Origin of the sequence: Catenulispora pinisilvae (assembly GCF_015356865.1) — a bacterium.
Taxonomy (GTDB): domain Bacteria; phylum Actinomycetota; class Actinomycetes; order Streptomycetales; family Catenulisporaceae; genus Catenulispora; species Catenulispora pinisilvae.
This window is the reverse complement of sequence record NZ_JAAFZA010000023.1, coordinates 41,921-57,161: the sequence shown is the minus strand read 5'-3', so window position 1 is coordinate 57,161 and position 15,241 is coordinate 41,921. Positions and strand designations below refer to the sequence as shown.

General features: G+C 70.5%; 11 protein-coding genes. 7 read left to right on the top strand and 4 right to left on the bottom strand.

Annotation, left to right across the window (positions count from 1 at the left end; all coding sequences use genetic code 11):
* The first annotated feature begins 38 nt into the window (after positions 1-38).
* From IZR01_RS09195 to IZR01_RS09185, 3 genes are read left to right on the top strand one after another with little or no spacing between them, the layout of a single operon-like run.
* The gene (locus IZR01_RS09195; protein WP_194895288.1) at positions 39-1,136 is read left to right on the top strand and encodes a WXG100 family type VII secretion target; all 1,098 of its coding nucleotides are present in this window, start codon (positions 39-41) and stop codon (positions 1,134-1,136) included.
* 57 nt (positions 1,137-1,193) lie between these two features.
* Entirely contained in the window at positions 1,194-1,505 is a 312-nt protein-coding gene (locus IZR01_RS09190) for a WXG100 family type VII secretion target (RefSeq protein ID WP_194895287.1), read from the top strand.
* A 46-nt stretch (positions 1,506-1,551) separates the two neighbouring features.
* The gene (locus tag IZR01_RS09185) at positions 1,552-1,869 is read left to right on the top strand and encodes a hypothetical protein (protein ID WP_194895286.1); all 318 of its coding nucleotides are present in this window, start codon (positions 1,552-1,554) and stop codon (positions 1,867-1,869) included.
* Between the two features lie 1,595 nt (positions 1,870-3,464).
* Here IZR01_RS09185 and IZR01_RS09180 read toward each other — a convergent pair.
* The 4 genes from IZR01_RS09180 to IZR01_RS09165 form a co-directional block, all read right to left on the bottom strand.
* Complete coding sequence (locus IZR01_RS09180; protein ID WP_228559085.1) at positions 3,465-4,349, bottom strand: carbohydrate-binding protein; 885 nt, start codon at positions 4,347-4,349, stop codon at positions 3,465-3,467.
* 81 nt (positions 4,350-4,430) lie between these two features.
* A complete protein-coding gene (locus IZR01_RS09175) occupies positions 4,431-9,038 on the bottom strand; it encodes an FtsK/SpoIIIE domain-containing protein (protein ID WP_194923603.1) in 4,608 nt (1,535 codons plus the stop codon).
* 8 nt (positions 9,039-9,046) lie between these two features.
* Complete coding sequence (locus IZR01_RS09170; RefSeq protein ID WP_194923602.1) at positions 9,047-10,117, bottom strand: hypothetical protein; 1,071 nt, start codon at positions 10,115-10,117, stop codon at positions 9,047-9,049.
* Between the two features lie 35 nt (positions 10,118-10,152).
* Complete coding sequence (locus IZR01_RS09165) at positions 10,153-10,704, bottom strand: sigma-70 family RNA polymerase sigma factor (protein WP_323746958.1); 552 nt, start codon at positions 10,702-10,704, stop codon at positions 10,153-10,155.
* 353 nt (positions 10,705-11,057) lie between these two features.
* On the opposite strand from IZR01_RS09165, the gene IZR01_RS09160 reads away from it, so the two are divergent.
* The 4 genes from IZR01_RS09160 to IZR01_RS09145 all read left to right on the top strand — a co-directional run bounded on the left by IZR01_RS09160 (position 11,058) and on the right by IZR01_RS09145 (position 15,240).
* Positions 11,058-11,933, top strand: a complete 876-nt coding sequence (locus IZR01_RS09160) for an RICIN domain-containing protein (RefSeq protein ID WP_194923600.1) — start codon at positions 11,058-11,060, stop codon at positions 11,931-11,933.
* A gap of 86 nt (positions 11,934-12,019) precedes the next feature.
* The gene (locus IZR01_RS09155) at positions 12,020-13,420 is read left to right on the top strand and encodes a sensor histidine kinase (protein WP_194923599.1); all 1,401 of its coding nucleotides are present in this window, start codon (positions 12,020-12,022) and stop codon (positions 13,418-13,420) included.
* Positions 13,421-13,506: 86 nt separating this feature from the next.
* Complete coding sequence (locus tag IZR01_RS09150; RefSeq protein ID WP_194923608.1) at positions 13,507-14,154, top strand: response regulator transcription factor; 648 nt, start codon at positions 13,507-13,509, stop codon at positions 14,152-14,154.
* A 177-nt stretch (positions 14,155-14,331) separates the two neighbouring features.
* Positions 14,332-15,240 carry a hypothetical protein gene (locus IZR01_RS09145; RefSeq protein ID WP_194923598.1) on the top strand — a complete coding sequence of 303 codons (909 nt, stop codon included), beginning with the start codon at positions 14,332-14,334 and terminating at the stop codon, positions 15,238-15,240.
* Position 15,241: the final 1 nt, after the last annotated feature.

The following is a 15,241-nucleotide window of genomic DNA, read 5'->3' as shown; positions in this document are numbered from 1 at the left end:
GGTTGAGGCGAGGGGAAGCGAGGGGAAGGGGAGGGGCCTTGGCGGACGACGACCCGACGCAGCTGGCTTCCGGCATAAAGATCCAGATCGACTACACGCAGCTCAAAACGGCTGCCGACAACATGGACCAGCTCAAGGACCACCTCGACGCGACGCTGTCGGCGTTCAAGACCAACATCACCGACAGCCACATGGAGGGCACCACCATCTACGGCGGTGACTTCAGCGGCAGCGGCAACGCGCATCTGAACGAGAAGCTGTACGACTTCTACAACCAGTTCACCGACATCGCGGGCGATGCGAAGACCAAGCTCGGGAACCTGTCCCAGACCTTCCGGACCGTGGCCCTACAGTTCCTGGACAACGACCTCGGCGTGGCCGCGAGCGTCAACTACCAGAACTACCAGTACCTGCTGAACGCCTGGATCGGGAAAGAGGCCGCCTTCCAGCACTACCAGCGGACCAAGGACGACGAGACCACGTTCATCACGTACGACGAGAACGGCAACCCGGTCACGAACCACATCCCGATGTGGGGTCCGGGCAGCCCGGTCCCGCAGGACCCCGGCGCCGTGCCGATGACGTACACGAACACCGCGGACTTCAACAACTCGCTGTTCGGCCTGAACGTCCTCACCGACGGCGACAAGCCCCCGTTCCCGAACCTGCTGAGCGATGCCAAGTCCTTCGACGCCAGCGCGGTGTCCATGACCACGACCACCAAGACCATGGACCACGGCGTCCTGGACGCCAACTCCGGCCCCAACCCGCCGGAGAACGCGCAGAACCCGGTCACCCAGGAGGACACCACGGTGACCTACGACGGCGGCACCTACACCGAGAGCACCACGCTCTACCCGGACCACCCGTTCAACTACACGAGCCACATCACGCACGCCGACGGCACCACCGAGACCTCCTCCTGCGCCGCCAACCCCGATGGCAGCAACGCGCTGTGGACCTCCGACACCAAGAACACCGACGGCTCGACCAGCACCTACAAGTGGACCGGGGACGCCAGCAAGCCCGGCGACCGGCACCGCGTCAACGTGCCGGACCCGAAGGACAAGGGCGACGGGCAGGGCGCTGGCGGAGTGCCTCGCGGCACCGGCGGCGGAGGCCACGCACTTATCTGATCCAGCGGCTCTGATTCACCGGCACTGACAACAAATCCCCCACGAAAGGCGAACCCCATGGTCAGCAACGTCAACGTCAACAGCGACGACATCAAGACCGCGACCTCGCAGCTGGACGCGCAGGTCGCGATCATCGTCCCCGAGCTGAACAACCTCATGGCTTCCGTCAACGGCCTGCTGGGCTCGCGGGACGGCGGCCTGTTCCTGACGCAGTCCAGCCCGGCGTTCAAGACCGCCTACCAGAGCTTCAACACCTCGCTGGTGAACGCCGTGCACACCATCAGCTCGTTCTCCCAGCAGTTCACCAGCATCGCCAACAGCATCATCGGCATGGACCAGGCGATCGCCGACAGCCTCAACAAGAAGTGACCCACCCCCGAACCACCCCGTCCCACCCGAACGAAGGAGCACCCTGATGCCCGAGGCAGTATTCGACTACACCAAGGTCGAGACGGTCGCCAAGCAGCTGCACGACGCCAACAACGAGCTGGTCGGCAAGCTGGCGGCGCTCCAGACCCAGGTGACCACCATGCTGTCCAGCGGCGGCGGCCTGTACATGGAGCAGTCCAGCCCGGCACTGCACGACGCCTACATCCACTTCAACGCGCAGCTGACGACCGCGATGAACAACATCGGCAGCTTCGCCACGCAGTTCGACACGATCAAGCAGAAGTTGCAGGAGTTCGACGGGAACACGCAGCACGCGGTTGTTACGGCTGGGCAGAAGAGCTAGGGGCTGGCGGGGCTTCGGCTCTGGTGTTCTGGCTCTGGTGTTCTGGCTCTGGTGTCCCGGCCTTGGTGTCCGGCCCTGGTGTCCGGCCGGCTGACGAGCTCAGCCGGCCGGGGCGGGTGTCGGGTGTAGCCGGTAACGGGTGCCAGTGACAGGTGACGGCTGCCGATGATGACCGGTACGAGTGGCAAGGCTTGTGGCTTGTGGCTTGCGGTTGGTGGGTTGGTTAAAGGCATTTTTTTACGGAACTACCTGGTATTGACTAATCACGGATCGAGACGCAGTTCGCTGTGCCACTCGATGCGCGTAGGCGGCCGCCGGTTGTGCGGGTGGTGCGCGCGGGTCCGAGTCACTGCGCATACGTTGTGTTGGCGGGCGGCGGTCGTGCGTGGTGGGCGCCTGAAGTCAACGGCAGGCGCCTCCGGCGGGGGCTCTCGGCTCCCTCGGGGAACTGGCGCAATTCCATAGGGTGGCCGGGTCAGGGCCCTGCGGCGGCGGTTTGTGAGGTGGTTGCGGTCCGTTCCCCACGGTCGCGTCGTCAGCCCCAAGGGGTACAGCGCCGAACCCCGGGAGTAAAGTCCGCGCGCTGCGGTCAGGCGTGGAGGTGGCGGCCGCGTACAGCGCGAACTTGACTCCCGAGAACCGGCACTGTAGGCAAAGCCCTGCCGACGCGACCGAGGGGAACGAACCGAAAACCGACCGGAAGAAAAGCAACCGCAGGGCCCGAAGACGCAGCTCAGCGATGCGGCCGCCGGTGAGGTTGTGGCGACGGGCCGGTGGGCAGCTGGTCGGCGACATGCCCGCCTTCTGTCTGCTCGTCATGGCATACCCGCTATACCGACGGTATCGATTCTGGCCACCGGGCCGATCCGGCGCCCGCCAGCCCGGAGTGCGCACCCCATGCGCCGGTGCGTTGGCCAGCAGCTATACCGGCAGCCGAACTCGCGAAGTCGCCGGTACCGCACTCCCGTTTTGTACTTCTCCGGTCGGTTTTCGGTTCGTTCCCCTCGGTCGCGTCGGCAGGGCTTTGCCTACAGTGCCGGTGGCCGGGAGTCAAGTTCGCGCTCTGACAAACCGCCACTTCCACGCCCGACCGCAACGGCGCGGACTTTACTCCCGGACACCGGTGCTGTACCCCTTGGGGCTGACGACGCGACCGTGGGGAACGAACCGCACCACCTCAGGGACCGCCGCCGCTGAGACTGGCTCGACCACCCTATGGAATTGCGCCAGTTCCCCGAGGGAGCCAAGAGCCCCCGCCGGAGGCGCCGGGCTCTTCATCACAGTTCTTGACCTTGCCGTTGACCTTGATCTGGCTGTTGATCTGATTCTTGATCTGGTTCTTGTTCCAACTTGCCGGAGTTGAAGAGGCCTGAGATGCGCCGGGGTTGTGAACACCGGAACCGGCAGCCGACAAACACACCCGCCGACCCGAACCCCGAACCGGCACAACTTCTACCGAAGGCCGTAAAAAGCTTCTAAAGCCAACAAACTAAAGCAACTCGGCCTGCAAACTCCAGCCAGTTCCCGAAGTTGAACCAGTGCCCGAAGTTGAACCAGTGCCCGAAGTTGAACCAGTTCCCGAAGTTGAAGCTGTATCAGTTCCCAAAGCTGAACCAGTGCAGGCTGACGAACGGCTGCGGCTGCCCGCTGTCGAAGCTCAGGTAGACGTTGTGCACGCCGGTCGTGCGGTTCATGTTCATCTGCACCGTCTGCCAGGTCTGCCAGCCGCCGGTGTTCGCGATCTCGAAGACCGAGACCGGCGCGTTGGTCAGGCTGTCCAGGTGGATCTGTACCTTGCCGCTGATTCCGGCCACCGCCCCGGAGGCGACTCGCGCGAGGAACTGGCTCTGCCCGGTGCCGAAGTCCACCATCGGGTACTCCGCCCAGGAGCCGTCGGCCAAGTGGCCGATGTCCTGGCTGCCGCCGCGCGCGGGGTCGTCCGTGCTGGCCTCGGTGGTGACGGCCCAGCACGAGGTGTGTTCGGCGCCGGGGATCGGGAGGGTGGCGCCGCCGGTCCATCCGGTGCCCGACGCGCAGCCTGCTGGCGGGGCGGAGGTTGGGGGCTTCACCGGTGGCGGTGTCGTGGTGTGGACCGGCGGGTGGGCCGACTGTTTCGGGGATGGCGTCGAGGCCGGGACGGCCGGGCGCGACGTGCCCGGCTGGGGCGGTACGGCGCTGGAGGCCGGGACCTGTGGGGGCAGGGTGGTGATCGGCGCTGCCGGGGGCGCTGCGGTCTTCCCGCTCGACAGGGGCACGGGTGAGACAGTGGCCTGCGGTACCGACGGGACCAGCGCTGGGGACGGCGATCCGGTCGATGTCGATGGCGCCGAGGCCGTGCCGTCGGCCACCGCCGCGGCCGCGTTCGCCGATGGTGCCTGTCGGGACGCGGCGGAGCCACCGGGGATCAGGATGAGCGTCACGCCCACCACGAGGGCCGCGGCGCCGCCGAGCGCCGCGTGCTTGCGAGTCAGACCGTTCATGTTCCTGCTCTCCTCCGAGGTCCGCCGCGCCGAAGGCGGCGACCGGCGGCTGGTTCGACCGGTGCCTGGTTCGACCGGTGGCTACTTCAGTTCCGTGTGCGGGATCAACAGCGACATCACCCGGCCGGACTCCGCGTCCCCGGTGAGCGCCCGGCCGTACCGCACCGGCCGGCGCACCAGGTCCTGCGGCAGCCGCACGCCGATGCAGTCGCCCTCGGCCAGGCTGGTCGGCGCCAGCAGCACCCCGGTGCGCGCGCGGCGCAGCTCCGAGGCCCAGCCGATGACCGCCTGGACGAACGCCTCGGCCGAGCCCGCGGCCACCATGCCGACGCCCTGGTCCCGGCCGGTGGCGACCAGGTCCCGCAGGGTGTTGTCGGCGGCGGTGTGCAGCAGCAGGTCGGCGTCGTCGATCAGGATCGCCGCCGGGGCGCCGACCTCGGCCAGCGCCTCGGTGATCTCCGGGCCCAGCAGCTGCGGGGCGGTCACCACCTGGACCCGTGGCTGGCCGGCCAGCCGGCGCAGCGGGGAGTCGCGCGGGGTGAGGACCACCAGACCGGTACCGGAGGCCAGCAGTGACACCGCCATCGTGGCCAGTGCGGTGCTGCGCCCGGAGCCGGCCGGGCCGAGTACGACGGCCCCGCGCGCGGCCAGGTCCACGCCGCGCGGTGCCACGTCGTCTCCGCTCAGGCCCAGCAGCGCCCACAGCGGACGCGGCGGCTCGGCCGGCATCCGTTCCCAGGCCTCGGCGAAGGTCAGCGAGGACGGCAGCGGCGCGATCGGGTAGGGACGCGCCGCTGCCGGCACGCCCTCGTCCCGGTCGCGGGCCGCGGCGCCGATCCGCCGTAGCGCCTCGGCCTGCGCCTGGCCGGACAGGTCGGGGGCCAGCACGGCCACCTGTGCCTCGATGCAGTCCTGCGAGCGCCACCCCCGGCCGGCCGGCACGACCGTGGGCAGCTCGGCATGGCCCATCCCGATCAGCATGTAGTCCGAGCGGTCGTTCATCCGCAGCAGGAACTTGTCCTCGTTCAGGCTGGCGAGCTTGCCGTTGAGCAGAGCGCGGTCCCCGGACAGGATCATGTGCAGCCCGGCCGCCGCGCCCTCCCGGATCAGCTGGGTGATCATGTCGACCAGCCGGCCGTTGTCGAACTCGCCGATCGCCGTGTTCAGCGACTCCCAGGAGTCCACGAACACGGCGATGTGCGCCGGACGCAGCTCCCCGGGCGGCAGCGCCTCGCGCAGTTCGGCCAGGTTCGCGGCGTTGTGCTTGGTCAACAGGTCCTGACGCCGGGCCAGCTCGGCGTTCAGCCGGGTCAGCAGCCGCTCGATCCGTTCCCGGTCGGTCCGCTGCACCACCGCCCCGCAGTGCGGAAGGGACTCCAGGACGGACAGCGCGCCGCCGCCGGCGTCGATCCCGTACATGTGCAGGTCGGCCGTGGAGACCGTGCGGGCCAGCGCGCCGGCCAGCGTCCGCAGCGCCTGCGAGCGGCCGGAGCGCGCCGAACCGATGAAGTACAGGTGGCCGTCGTTGTCCGGGTTGAACACCACCGGCGCCTGCGCCTGCCGCTCCGGGCGGTCGTCCAGCGCGTAGCTGACCGGGATCAGCCGGGTGCCGTGGCGGGCCTGGCCGAGCGGACGGATCTGCGGCAGTTCGTCGAGCAGCAGCTTCGTCGGCAGCGGCGCCAGCCACGGGCTCGGCCCCGGCTCGAAGTCGACCAGCGTGGCCGCTTCGCGGATGGCGTCGACGAGCTCTGACAAGTCCGTCGGGCCGATGTCGGCGAGCGACCCGCCGGCCCCGGCGCCGGCCCCGGCCAGCGCGGTCGGCGGGAGCCGCCGGCCCAGGCGCTGCCAGGGCATCGCGGCCGCGGCGGTGGGCGGCGGCGGGGCGTCGGCTTCCTCCTGGTCCTCGACCGGCCGCGCGGCGCCGGCGTAGCCGGTCTGGAACGGCACGACCATCGCCTGCCCGAGCCGGGCCAGGGCGCGCCCCGGGGTGGCGGCGGAGATACCGGCGGCGTCGGAGGAGTCGATGACGTCGCGGCTCTCCGCGCCGTCGGTCATCCGCAGGGAGATGCGCAGGTTCGTGTTGGCCCGGATGTCCGCGGTGACCGCGCCGGCCGGCCGCTGCGTGGCGAGCACCAGGTGCAGGCCCAGCGACCGGCCGCGCTGGGAGATGCTGACCACGCCGGTGACGAACTGCGGGACCTCGCGGGCCAGGGTGGCGAACTCGTCGACCATGATGACCAGGCGGGGCAACGGCGCCAGCTCCGGATTCCGGGCCCGCATCGCCGCGTACTCCGGGAGGTCCTTGGCCCCGGCCGCGGCCAGCACCTGTTCGCGGCGGCGCAGCTCCGCGCCCAGCGAGGTCAGGGCCCGGTCCACGAGATGGTCGTCGAGGTCGGTGACCATGCCCAGGGCGTGCGGCAGCCGCACGCAGTCCCGGAAGGCGCTGCCGCCCTTGTAGTCGACGAGCACGAAGACCAGCTCGTCCGGGCGGTTCGCGGTGGCCAGCGCGGCCACCATGGCTTGCAGCAGCTCGGATTTGCCGGATCCGGTGGTGCCGGCGATCAGCGAGTGCGGCCCGTCGGTCACCAGGTCGAAGACCGCCGGGCCGTCGTACCCGGCGCCCAGGACGAACGCCGTGGAGGCCGGCCGGCGCTCCCAGGCCGCGGCGATCCGCTCCGCCTCCGGCGGTTCCAGGCCGAGCAGGTCCAGCAACGCCACCGAGTCCGGCAGGGCGCCGGTGTCCTCGGAGGTGACGTCCCGGATCGGCGCGACGGCCCGGGCGACGGTGTCGCACCACACGGCGCCGACGCCGTCGGCCCGGACGTCCGGCAGCGCCGGCGCGCCGGCCTGGCGCACGGTCGCGTAGTACCCGTCGGCGCGCGCCACGTCCTCCAGCGTCACAACACCCTTACACTCTTCCGGCAGCAGCCCCTCGCGCCGGTCCAGACACAGGAAGAAGACCCGGACCCCGGGGCCGTCCTTGAGGATCTGCACCATGCCCGGCACGTCGCGCAGCCGGCGCGCGCCGTCCACGATCACCAGGACGTCCGGGTCGGCGAACATGACGGAGGTGATGGCCGAGCCGCGGGCCTGCATCCGGGCGGCGACCACGGCGCCGAGTTCGGCGACCCGGTTGGCGACGGTCTCCGGATCGTTGCCGACCCGGACCAGCGAGCCGTGGTGCTCCGGGAAGCGGGCGTGCGGGAGCCAGCGCAGCCAGTCCCAGTCTGGTTGGGTCTCGACGTCGGCCAGCAGGTGGATCTGCACGTCGCGCGGGCTCTGCAGGACCCCGGTCTGCACCAGCAGCCAGCGGGCCAGGTCCCGCACGGCCGGGATCGGCCCGGCCAGTCCCGTGACACCGAGTGCGGCCAGGTCCAGGGACACCGGCGCGGCCGGAACCCGCCAGGCCGGAACGGTCTGCTGGTAGCTGTTGGGCTGGTCGACCACCACCAGGGCCGGCACGGCGGCGGTGCCGACGCGGGCGGTCAGATGGTCGCCGTCGACGCGGCGCCGCTCCCACAGCCGGGTGCCGGGGCCGACGGCGATCAGGCCGAGCGTGGCCGGGTCGGGGCCGGCCTGGTTGCGGGCGGTCCGTTCGGCCTCGACGGCGGCGGTGATCTCCTTCTCCCGCTGGGCCTTCGCCCGGCGGTAGTCGGCCATCGCGGACTTGTGGGTCTTGCGGCCGGTGCGGCGGTCGCTGATCACGTTCGTGATCGCGAAGACCGGGCTGAACAGGGTGAAGATGAGGTAGAAGTAGGAGTGGAACACCAGCACCATGGCGAAGCCCATGACCATCGGGGCCAGCAGGGTGATCAGCGGGAACGGCCGGCGGCTCGGCGGGGACGGGATGAGCGGCATCCGGAACCGCTCGACCGGCAGCGGCGGCACGATGCGCGGCGGACGGTTGTAGTCCAGGCCCAGACCGCGCTCGGAACGGCGGACGTCGGCGTCGGCTTCGGCCGGCGGCGACAGACGCAGGACACTGCCGGCGATCTCGAAGTCGTCGTGGACCCGGACGGTGAACTCCCCGGTCTCCGACGCCTCGGCGAGATCCCGCGCTTCTTCCTTCTCCAGCTGCTCGCGAAGCTTGCGCTCCTTGGGCTTCTCCTGCTTCGCGATCTGTTCCAGCTGCTCGGTCTCCTGCGCGCTGCGGACCGGCCGGAGCACCCGGATCGGACCGGCGTGGTGGTTCTCGGTGTCGGCACCGTCGAGCACGCACACCTGGACCGAGCCGTCGGGGCGGACCGTGAGCCGGGCGATGTGCTCGGCCGGGAAGCCCGCCCAGCGCACGGTGCAGTCCGGACCCGACCCCGCGAAGTGGCTGCCCAGTCCGAGGCGCCAGGTGCGGCCGACCGCGGCGCCGCCGACCGCGCGGATCTCCAGCAGCGCCGGTTCCGGGGTCAGGCCGTAGTCCTCGGGACGCGTCCCGGCGACGCTGTCCAGAACCACGCGGGACCCGTCGCGCAGACCGGTGTCGCCGACCAAGGCGCGCCGGTCGGCGCGGACGCCGTCGATCTCGACAGCGGTGGGGACATACGCGTCGGCGCCGTCCATGTCCTCGTCGAGCGACAGCGCGGCGAGGCGGGCCGCGGCGTCGGCGAGTTCGGAGCCGGGGGCGGCGTCGAGGACGGCGTGGGTGCCGGCGTCGGAGTCGTCACGGAGGCCGTGGACGGTGAGGGCTATGCGCATCGGGGGGTTTAGTCCAGGTCTGTGTTCGGGCCGGCGGCGGGGTCCGCGGCGCTGACGGCGTCGCGGTCGTGCTGCGGTTCGGCCTGCGCGACGAGCAGGGCTTTCGATGAGGGGGACGGCAGGGCGGCCGCTCGGGTCGCGTCGGGGCGCGTCTGGTTGGGGCGCGCTGTTTCGAGGCGGTCCAGGAGGTTGACCGTGGGTCGCTGGGAAGCAGGGACCTGCGATCCGGCGGTCGGTGCGGTGGCGGTGGTCGACGAGGCCGTGGTCGACGAGGCAGCGGCCGACGAGCCGGGCTGTGCGGCCGTCCCGGCTGTCGTTTCGGTGGCGTCCGGCGTCTCGGTGGCGTCGGAGGAATCCGGCCTGGCCGTAGCGGGCGGCGCGGCCGGTGCGTCGCGGGATGCGAGCGCCATCGGCAGCTGGGCCGTCTGCACCCGCACGCCGAGGACTCCGGTGTCCAGCTCGCCGTCCGCGGACAGGGTCCACCGCCACTGGGCCCCCTCCGCCGAACCGGCGGCGAACCGGACGGCGTGCCCCAGCGCGTCGCTCTGCCGCTGCAACACCTCCACCAGCCGCGTCACAGCACCCTGATCCCCCTCGACGGAGATCGCGCCCGGGGACTGGGTGGGGTCGATGAACACCAGGGTCTGGCCCCGGGTGCCGACGGCGATGAACGGGTGCCGGCTCGCGGCGTCGGCGTCGGCCAGCCGTTCCCGGGCCGCGGACCGGACCCGGTCGTCGTCCTCGTCGGCGGTCCACGGCCCGGCCGGCGCCGGGGCGTCGATCCCGGCCAGACGGATCAGGACCGTGTCGGTCTCGATCTCGACGACGTACGGATCCAGTGTCGCGGCTATCCGCAACAGGCGGGTGTTCTCCGGATCGGCGAGGGCCACACCGAACTCCCTGGCCAGGAGTTGGTCGTCCGGCTCCTTGTCCCGCCAGTCGCGGTACCGGCCGGCCGCCTTGGTGACCCCGACGTACGCCAGCAGGCCCACGCCGGCCGCGACGAAGACGTACCCCGCGATGTTCCAGGGTTCGGTGTGCGAACCGGCGGCGAGGAAGGGATGTGTGTACTGGTCCATGTGTCGATCCACTCGCGAGTAGGCGATCGTGCGCACTATGCCGCGCCGCAGTCGGTGAGCACCCGTCTGAGCGCCCGTACCGCGTGGTGGTTCCGGGACTTCACGGTGCCCGCCGGTATACCGAGCACCCGTGCCGTCTCGGTACGCGTGCGACCGAGGCAGTGTACGTGGATCAGCACCTCGCGTTGGTACGGATGCAGGGCGGCCAGGGCGTCGACGACCAGCCGGGTCTGGGAGACCGAGTCGGCCAGGTCCCGCAGGTCCGGCAGGTTCGCGACGCTGGCCTCGTCGTTGACTTCCAGCGGCCGGGCGCGGTCGCGCCGGCTCATGTCGATGACCAGGTTCCGGGCGACCGTGAACAGCCACGGCCGCAGCGACCCGGGCCGGTCGGCACCGGTCCGCACCAGGAACCAGGCCCGCAGGAAGGTCTCCTGGACCACGTCCTCGGCCCGGTGCGGGTCATAGGGAATCAGTTGCCGTACATACTGCAAGAGCGGCGTCCTGTGTTGGTGGTAAAGGGCCCCGATGGCGGCTTCGGCACCGGCCCGCACCTCCGCTTCGTTCTCCGCGACGCCCGAGTCAGGCACGGTCCATCCTCCTGACATACCCGAGAAGGCTTTATTGCGGCACACAGTAGCTGATATCGCGATCATCCAGACGATGTGTGACACGGGACGTTGAGCTTCGCCGACATTGTCGGCCGCGGCAGCCTTCCCTGATCATCTTGCGCTGACACGCGGCTCACTTCGAGCGTTGCCGATCAGATTTCACGTGATATTCCCTCGGCATAACCTGTCGTTCGCCTACTGCGCGGTAAACAGCCCAGAACGCTGAGGTAACGGCTTGACCGAGCCTCCCGCGAACCCCGAACGTAGTGTCGGCCGCCTTCGTCGGGCACGGTGGCCCAGGTGCGTGCCCAAGGGTCTTCGTAGGGGGAAACGTGAAGTTCCTGACCCAACGTAACGCGGCGGCCAGCGGGTTCGGTCTCGTCGCGGTCGGAGTCGGGCTGGTCCTCGTGCCGGGCGGCAACTCCGCGAACGCGACTGTCGCGAACGCTGCGGCGAACGTGGCCGAGAACACCAGCACCACCACCTCTTCGGTCGCACCCCCGGTCGCGGTGGCGAGCTCGTCGGCCGCGGCGGCGTCCTCGGCCCCGGCCAAGCCGGGACCGACCACGCCGACGCCCTCCCCCACCGGCGCCGATTCCCCCGGCCCCACGTACTCCAGCGGCCCCGGGATCTTCGGCGGCCCGAGCACCACCGCGTCGTCGTCCCACCTCGCGCCGACCAAGCCCCCCGTCCCGCGCCCGACGACCACGTCCAAGCCCTCGCCGCCGCCGGTGCACTCCTCCTCGCCGGCGCCGTCCCCCTCACCGGACCCCACGTCGTCCACCATTCCGGGCACCAATCCCGGCATGGTGATCAACATCGGCGACAAGCTGGCGATCGGCGTGGCGGGCGGCAACACCGCCGACGGCTCGCAAATGGTCGTCTGGCACCCCGACCCGAGCCTGGTGGACCAGCACTGGCTGCTGAACTGGGCCACGGTCGGGAGCACCGGCGGCATCGACTTCGAGAGCAACCTCACCCACGCCTCGGTCATGGATCTGAACACGGCGAACAACCAGGTCGACCTCTGGCACAGCCTGACCGGCACCAACCAGCTGTGGTGGTTCGCCGACGGGCCCGCGAAGGACGAGTTCTACATCCACAACCAGATGACCGGCGACTGCCTGACGGACAACGGGCTCGGGAACCTGCTGACCGTGGGGCCTTGCGGCACGGGGAACACCGCCCAGCTTTGGACGCTCACGTAGCGTTTGGACGCTCACGTAGCGCGGGCGGGACCTTCACGTAGCGCAGACGGGACCCTCAGCCGCTTCGCCCTCATTACCCTTGTCCCATGACCGTTCCGTCGCCTCCCGCCGTCCAGGGACGCACGTGGCCGGGCGTCGGCGACGTCGGGCGGGTCGGGCGGCGCGCTGTTGTGGAGTCGCTGTACCTGCTCACAGCTCCGGTAGCGGCGCTGCTCGGGGTGCTGATGGCTGTCGTCGGCTTGGGCGTCGGGTTGCTCGGCTTGGTGGTGCCGGGGTCCGAGTCCACGCCGTTGACGGCGGCGTCGTCGGTTCTGGTGCGGTGGCCTGCTGAGCTGGAGCAGTGGCGGATCGGGAAGGTGCGTGGCGGCGCGGTCGGCGGGCTGCGGGGTGACAGGACACGGGATGGCAGGGTGCGGGATGGCGAGTGGCAGCTGCGGCCGAGTTCGCCCGGCTCCAGCCTGGTGCATGCGGTCCTGGTGGCGCCGGTCGCGCTGACGACATCGGTGGTAACCGGGGTGTGGTGGTTCATGGCCCTCGGCGCGTCCACCTCGATACCGCGTGGCGGCTACGCGGTCAGCGGACCGTTGCCGCCGATCACGCTGAGTGCGGGAGCGAGCACGCAGTCGCACGTCGACGTGAGCCTCGGGCTGACGTCGCCAGCGGAGCGGCTCACCGTGGGCACCTTGCTCGGCCTGCTGTTGCTGGTCACGCTGCCGTTGATGACGCGCGCTTGCGTCGCCGTCCACGTCGGGGTGTGGCGCTACGCAACCCGCGCACGCCGGGTCGCGGCGGTGGCGACGGTGCCAGTCGTGCCAGTCGTGCCAGTCGTGCCAGTCCAGACCTCCGCGCTGCACCGCCTCGAACGGGACATCCACGACGGCCCGCAGCAGCGCCTGGTCCGGCTGGCGCTGGAACTCGGCCGCGCGCAGCACCACTTCGACAGTCGGCCCGAGACCGTGCGGGAGGCGCTGGCCGACGCGATCGTGCAGGCGCAGGAAGCGCTGGAAGAGCTGCGGACGCTGTCCCGCGGCATCGCCCCGCCGATCCTCGTCGACCGCGGACTGCCGGCGGCGATCACCGCGTTGGCGGCGCGCTCGATCATCCCCGTCGAGCTGGATCTGGGCCCAGGGCTGGACGTCGCGGCGCTGAGCCGGCGGCCGGACCCGGCCGTGGAGATCGCGGCCTACTTCGCGATCGCCGAGGCCTTGACCAACGCGGCCAAACACAGCGGCGCGCGCCGGTGCGAGATCGGGCTGCGGCACGATCGAGACCGGCACAACAGCGAAACAGTGCGAGTCTGGGTGACAGACGACGGCGTCGGAGGCGCGGCGTCGGCCAAGGGACACGGCTTGCGCGGCCTCGACGAACGCGTGCGGGCGGTCGGCGGCCGGCTGCTGATCCACAGCCCCGAAGGCGGCCCGACGACGATCACCGCGGAGCTACCAGCCGAGCTATCAGCCGAGTCACCAGCGGAGCAACCACTATGACGGATCCCGGCACCTTGCTGCCCTCGTCCTCGTCCTCGTCCTCGCTCTCGTCCTCGCCTTCCCCCGAGCCCCAGGCTCGCCGCGCGTTGCGCATCGTCGTCGCCGACGACGCCGTCCTGCTGCGCGAAGGGCTGGTCCGGCTGCTGGCCGAGGAGGGGCACCAGATCGTGGCCACGGTCGGGGACGGGCCGACGCTGATCGAGGCCGTCCTCGAGCACCGCCCGGACGTGTCGGTAGTCGACGTGCGCATGCCGCCGACCCACACCGACGAGGGCCTGCGCGCGGCCATCACCGTCCGGTCGGAGCTGCCCGGCGCGCCGGTACTCGTCCTCAGCCAGTACGTGGAGCCCCGCTACGCCGCCGAACTCCTCGCCGACGGCTTCGGCGCGGTCGGCTATCTGCTGAAGGACCGGGTCGCCAAGGTCGCGGAGTTCCTGGACGCCCTGGACCGGGTCGCCGGCGGCGCGACGGTCTTCGATCCGCAGGTCGTCGCGCAGTTGCTGAGCGGGCAGCGCCGGGGCGACCCGCTGTCGGTGCTGACCGCACGCGAGCGGGAACTGCTCGCACTGATGGCCGAGGGCCATTCCAACACGGCCATCGCCCAGCGCCTCGTGGTGTCGGCCAGCACGGTCGAGAAGCACATCGGGAACGTGTTCATCAAGCTGGGGCTGCCGCCGGACGACGATGACGTGCACCGGCGGGTGCGCGCCGTCCTGGCCTATCTGAATGCCTGAGCGTTTCTGAATGCCTGAGCGTTTCTGAACGCCTGAGCGTTCCTGAACGCCTGAGCGTTCCTGAACGCCTGAGTGTTCCTGAACGCCGAAAGGCGCCGAAGGGTATGGCCAGCCACACCTTCAAGTGTCCGGCGTACCCCGCTGACCCCACCGCGCGGCTACGGAACCGTTGACTGCATGACCTCAGCGTCCGAAGCCTCCAATCCCGCATACATTCCGGCCCGCAGTCAGTCAGGCGATCAGACCCAACGCCACCAGTCCCAATCCCAATCCCAGTCCCAGTCCCAGTCCCGAAGGCGACGCCAGCCGGCCGGATCCCGCCCACCGGCGAGCGCCCCGGCCTGGGCCCTGGCCGCGCTCGCCGCCACCGCCCTCGCCCTCATCGCCGCCTTCGTCCTGGCTCCCGCCCCGCTCGCGGCGGCGACCGGGCCGCACGGCGACTTCGGCAGTGAGCAGGCGCTCAGCAACGCCTTCGGCAAGGCGTTCGTCGGGTACTGGAACTCCGGCGACCCGCGCTTCCCCGCCGGCATGCAAAGCATCGTCGACTACTGGTCCCGCTACCACGTCGTCAAGGCCGCGGCCGCGTCGGCGCTGCTGGTCGTCCTCGTCGTCATCAGTGTTCTGCTGCGACGACCGGCCGGAGCCCTCGTGGCGGTACTCGCGCTGGTCGCCGCGGCTTTGGCGATGGCCAACATCCAAGGCGCGCTGGCGCCGTTCTCCTCGCTGCTGTCGATGCTGCCGACCGGCGCACCGCACGGAGACCTCGCCACCGCGGTCGTCCAGATCAGAGAGCACCTGGCGCACTACCCGAACCAGGGCGGCCAGCCCGCTCCCGCCGTGAAGGTGATGGTCGACGACTTCGGCGCCTATCACGCGGTGGTGGCCGTGGCGGCGTCGCTCATCGCGGTCATCCTCATCGCGCTGAGCGTGCTGTCCTGGAAGCACCGAGCGCAACGCGGCATGGTGTGGTTCGGGATCGTCTTCACACTGTCGTCCCTCGCCGTGCTCGTCATCGCCGCGGCGAACATCGCCACGACGGCCGATCCGGCGCCCGCGCTCCTCGCCTTCTTCCAAGGCAGCTGGTGAG

Bases quoted from the DNA above. Each gene is read 5' to 3' on its own strand.
- IZR01_RS09190 (WP_194895287.1), top strand. From the start codon at position 1,194: ATGGTCAGCAACGTCAACGTCAACAGCGACGACATCAAGACCGCGACC.
- IZR01_RS09180 (WP_228559085.1), bottom strand. From the start codon at position 4,349: ATGAACGGTCTGACTCGCAAGCACGCGGCGCTCGGCGGCGCCGCGGCC.
- IZR01_RS09155 (WP_194923599.1), top strand. From the start codon at position 12,020: ATGACCGTTCCGTCGCCTCCCGCCGTCCAGGGACGCACGTGGCCGGGC.
- IZR01_RS09185 (WP_194895286.1), top strand. From the start codon at position 1,552: ATGCCCGAGGCAGTATTCGACTACACCAAGGTCGAGACGGTCGCCAAG.
- IZR01_RS09170 (WP_194923602.1), bottom strand. From the start codon at position 10,117: ATGGACCAGTACACACATCCCTTCCTCGCCGCCGGTTCGCACACCGAA.
- IZR01_RS09175 (WP_194923603.1), bottom strand. From the start codon at position 9,038: ATGCGCATAGCCCTCACCGTCCACGGCCTCCGTGACGACTCCGACGCC.
- IZR01_RS09145 (WP_194923598.1), top strand. From the start codon at position 14,332: ATGACCTCAGCGTCCGAAGCCTCCAATCCCGCATACATTCCGGCCCGC.